Source organism: Mycobacterium sp., assembly GCF_052144515.1.
Lineage (GTDB): Bacteria > Actinomycetota > Actinomycetes > Mycobacteriales > Mycobacteriaceae > Mycobacterium.
The window spans coordinates 1-3973 of record NZ_JBKQQD010000416.1; the positions used below are offsets into that span (position 1 = coordinate 1).

The following is a 3973-nucleotide window of genomic DNA, read 5'->3' on the forward strand; positions in this document are numbered from 1 at the left end:
CCATCGCCGCTCCGTCGGACGCAGCCAAAGGTGGCGCGCCCCGCCGCAACAGGGCCTTATCAATGGTGTCGGACGACTGCATTTCCGGTTTGAAGGTGTGCACTCCGCCGATCCGTGACCGCTTGCCCACTACGAAAGTGTGCCACCGCCATGATGCGGCATTAACGCATTCGGCGGAATGCTCCGAAATTTCCCAGCTTGATAGTCCTGAAGCGCCTCGATCACTTCGGCCCGGGTGTTCATCACAAAAGGTCCGTAATGGAACACTGGCTCCCGAATCGGCTGTCCGCCCAAGAGCAACACGTCAAGAGCCGTCGTGCGGTAAGAATCCTGGGCCTGCTGGGCTGCGATGGTGATCCGATCGCCGGGCCCGAGAACGGCCAACTGACCTTGGTGAATCGGGTGTCCGTCAGGCCCGATATATCCACGTCCGGACAATACATAGACCAGCGAGTTGAAATCGCGCCGCCACGGAATGTTCAGCCGCGCCGCGTTCTGGATCGTCGTGTGCGCCAACGTGATCGGCGTATGGGTGACACCGGGGCCACGGTGGCCGTCGATCTCACCGGCGATGATGCGGAGCAGCGCTCCGCCGTCGTCGGAGGACAACAACTTGGCGTCGGTGCCTTCGATGGCCTGATAGCGGGGCGGCGCGAACTTGTCTTTGCTCGGCAGGTTCACCCACAGCTGGACGCCGTGGAACACGCCGCCGCTTTCCACCAGTTCGGCAGGCGGAGTCTCGATGTGCAAGATGCCCGACCCCGCCGTCATCCATTGCGTCGCGCCGTCGGTGATCAGGCCGCCGCCGCCGTGGGAATCCTGATGCGCGAACTTGCCGTCGATCATGTAGGTGACCGTCTCGAAGCCACGGTGCGGATGCCAATCGGTGCCCCTGGGCTCGCCCGGCAGGTACTCCACCTCACCCATCTGGTCCATATGCACAAACGGATCCAGGGCGGCGGTGCTCACCCCGGCGAAAGCCCGGACCACCGGGAAACCCTCGCCCTCATAACCTCGCGGGCCGGTGGTGATCGATCGAACGGGGCGCTCGGTATCGGCGGGACCGGCCGAGCCCACCCGCGCCAGCGTGAGAGTGTCTGCGGTAATCGCAGGCATTTCTACCTCCTTGTTTTAGAGTTACCCAATATAACCGGACTACGGTCCGGTTATTCCCGCTGTCATAAGATGGCTTGGTGCGTGGGGCGCTAGGGGCCATAATGCGAAAGTCGCAGGTCAGGCACACGTCGTGAACGACGAGACGTGGGACGAACCCCAGCCCGCAGTGGCCCCGCCCGCCGCCACAGGCGGACGCTTCGGCGCATCGATCAGGAAGTCGGGCTACCTGCGCAAGTGGTTCCTGCTGGGCATCACGATCGGCGTCGTTGCCGGCCTCGGAGCGGTTGTCTTTTATCTCGCGCTGAAATACACCGCCGAGTTTCTGCTCGGCTACCTGGCGGGCTACCACCTCCCGACCCCCGTCGGAGAGGGTGGCAGCCACGGGTCGGCCGGCTTCGAACGTGCATGGGCAATTCCGCTGGTGACGACGGCCGGGGCCCTGCTGTCGGCATTGATCGTGGCCCGGCTCGCCCCGGAAGCTACCGGTCACGGCACCGACGAAGCCATCGAGGCGGTGCATGGCGATCCACGCACCATCCGCTTCCGGGCGGTGCTGGTGAAGATGGTGGCCAGCGCGCTGACCATCGGTTCGGGCGGTTCGGCCGGCCGCGAAGGCCCGACGGCGCAAATCTCAGCCGGCTTCTGCTCGTTGCTTACCCGGCGGCTGAACCTGTCTGACGAGGACGGCCGGACCGCGGTGGCGCTGGGTATCGGCGCGGGCATCGGCGCGATTTTCGCCGCGCCCCTGGGCGGGGCAGTGCTGGCCGCATCGCTCCCCTACCGCGACGACTTCGACTATCGCTGCCTGCTACCGGGTTTCATCACCTCGGGGACGGCATATGCGGTGCTCGGGTCGTTCTTGGGTTTTGACCCGCTATTCGGGTACATCGACGCCGAGTATCGCTTCGAAAGAGCCTGGCCGTTGCTGTGGTTCGTGGTGATCGGTCTGATCGCTGCGGCGACCGGCTACCTGTATGCCCGCACCTTCCACGTCTCCGTCGCGCTCACCCACAGGCTTCCCGGTGGGCCGGTGCTCAAGCCGGTGATCGGCGGACTCCTGGTCGGCCTGTTGGGACTGCTGATCCCCCAAGTCCTGAGCAGCGGCTACGGCTGGGCACAGCTGGCGGCCGATCGTGGATCGCTGCTGCAGATCCCGTTGTGGATCGTCCTCGTCCTCCCGATCGCGAAGATCGTCGCCACGTCGATGTCGATAGGCACCGGCGGATCCGGCGGGCTGTTCGGGCCCGGGATCGTGATCGGCGCCTTCGTGGGAGCCGCCATCTGGCGACTGGGCGACCTTTCCGGCCTGCCCGGGGTGCCCGACGGCCCGGGAATCTTCGTCGTAGTGGGGATGATGGCGTGTTTCGGCAGTGTGTCCCGGGCGCCGCTGGCCATCATGATCATGGTCGCGGAGATGACCGGCTCGTTCTCGGTGGTTCCCGGAGCGATCATCGCCGTCGGGATCGCATCATTGCTGATGTCTCGCACCAACGTCACCATCTACGAAGCTCAACGGCTGGACCGTAAGACCGCCGAAGCCGAACGCGCGCGTCAGGCCTCCGAAGCCGGTAAGGCCGAGTAGCGCCCGATTGCCCGGGGATTACCGAGCTTTGCGCCGCGCGGTGCTTGCGGCGTCCCTTTCGGTGGCTTTGCCCTTATGGGCCAACTTTCCGCCCGCGTTCTCCAGATGCGCCCGGACGAACCACTGGAACTTCTCCAGTGGCACCTGGCGAATTTTCCCAGCTCAAACCCTATAAGCCAGTGACGACGTCTCAAACGTGCGACATATGTGCGACATATCGAGGGAAACCTGGCACTTTTGGGGGCGCCCGATTGCTACCATTCCCCTCGTGGCCGTGTCCCCCCGCGCATGACGTGATCGGGATGCTCGTCACCCAGCGGGCCTGGGTCCGGCTCATGACCGGCCCCGGTCTTGGTAAGTCACGCTAGTTATCTGTAACTCAGCCGAAATTGTGGCCAAAATGTGGCCAACCCTACGGCCCTAGCAGTCATGACTCGCTCGTCCCGCACCTGCTGAGCACGCAAGCCGAGAATCACGAGCAACCGACAGGCGAGATTGTCTCGTAAAAGAATGTGGGCGCGCTGACTCGGCTTTACTTGTGGTCGGGTGCCCAGTGACCGGCGACGGACGCTAGTGGTCTGTCTCGTCATTGGTTGACCGCTTGGAGCGCGACGCGCCCGCGGGCGACTTTGGCGAGGATGTCTTCGGCGGTGGCGGTCCATACGAATGGTTTGGGGTCGTTGTTGTGCGCGGCGAGATAGTCCTCGATCTTGGCGATGAGGTCGGGTACGGAGTGAAACACGCCGCGGCGCAGCGCCTTGTCGGTTAGTTCCCGGAACCAGCGTTCGACCAGGTTGAGCCACGACGAGGAGGTCGGGGTGAAGTGCAGGTGGAATCGGGGATGTTTGTCGAGCCAGGCCCGCACGCTCTGGTGCTTGTGGGTGGCGTAGTTGTCGCAGATCAGGTGCACCGCAAGTTCTTCGGGGACCTCGCGGTCGATCGTGCGCAGGAACTTCACAAGCTCGGTATGGCGGTGCCGAGGCAGGCATTGCCCGATAACTTTGCCGGTCAGCACGTCCAGCGCCGCGAACAACGTGGCGGTGCCGTTGCGCTTGTAATCGTGGGTCATCGTCTGGGCCCGCCCGGGCTTCATCGGCAGCGACGGCTGGGTCCGGTCCAGCGCCTGTACCGAGGACTTCTCGTCCATGCAGCACGATCGCCTGCTCGGGAGGACTGAGGTAGAGACCGACCACGTCAATCAGTTTCTCCTCGAACTTCGGGTCGTTCGACAGCTTGAATGTCTCGACCAGGTGCGGTTTCAAACCGCGCGCGGCC

Annotated in this window: 2 protein-coding genes and 2 pseudogenes; 1 reads left to right on the forward strand and 3 read right to left on the reverse strand. The window is 64.1% G+C overall.

The window, feature by feature from the left end; all coding sequences use genetic code 11:
• Positions 1 to 129 precede the first annotated feature (129 nt).
• Entirely contained in the window at positions 130 to 1116 is a 987-nt protein-coding gene (locus ACLP9N_RS27560; RefSeq protein WP_442410346.1) for a pirin family protein, read from the reverse strand.
• A 130-nt stretch (positions 1117 to 1246) separates the two neighbouring features.
• On the opposite strand from ACLP9N_RS27560, the gene ACLP9N_RS27565 reads away from it, so the two are divergent.
• The gene (locus tag ACLP9N_RS27565; RefSeq protein WP_442410347.1) at positions 1247 to 2698 is read left to right on the forward strand and encodes a chloride channel protein; all 1452 of its coding nucleotides are present in this window, start codon (positions 1247 to 1249) and stop codon (positions 2696 to 2698) included.
• Between the two features lie 18 nt (positions 2699 to 2716).
• Here ACLP9N_RS27565 and ACLP9N_RS27570 read toward each other — a convergent pair.
• Positions 2717 to 2836, reverse strand: a pseudogene (locus tag ACLP9N_RS27570) (DNA starvation/stationary phase protection protein); the annotation flags it as partial.
• Positions 2837 to 3284: 448 nt separating this feature from the next.
• Positions 3285 to 3973, reverse strand: a pseudogene (locus tag ACLP9N_RS27575) (IS630 family transposase); the annotation flags it as partial.

Excerpts from the sequence above, each read along its gene's own strand:
- ACLP9N_RS27560 (WP_442410346.1), bottom strand. The coding sequence starts at position 1,116 with ATGCCTGCGATTACCGCAGACACTCTCACGCTGGCGCGGGTGGGCTCG.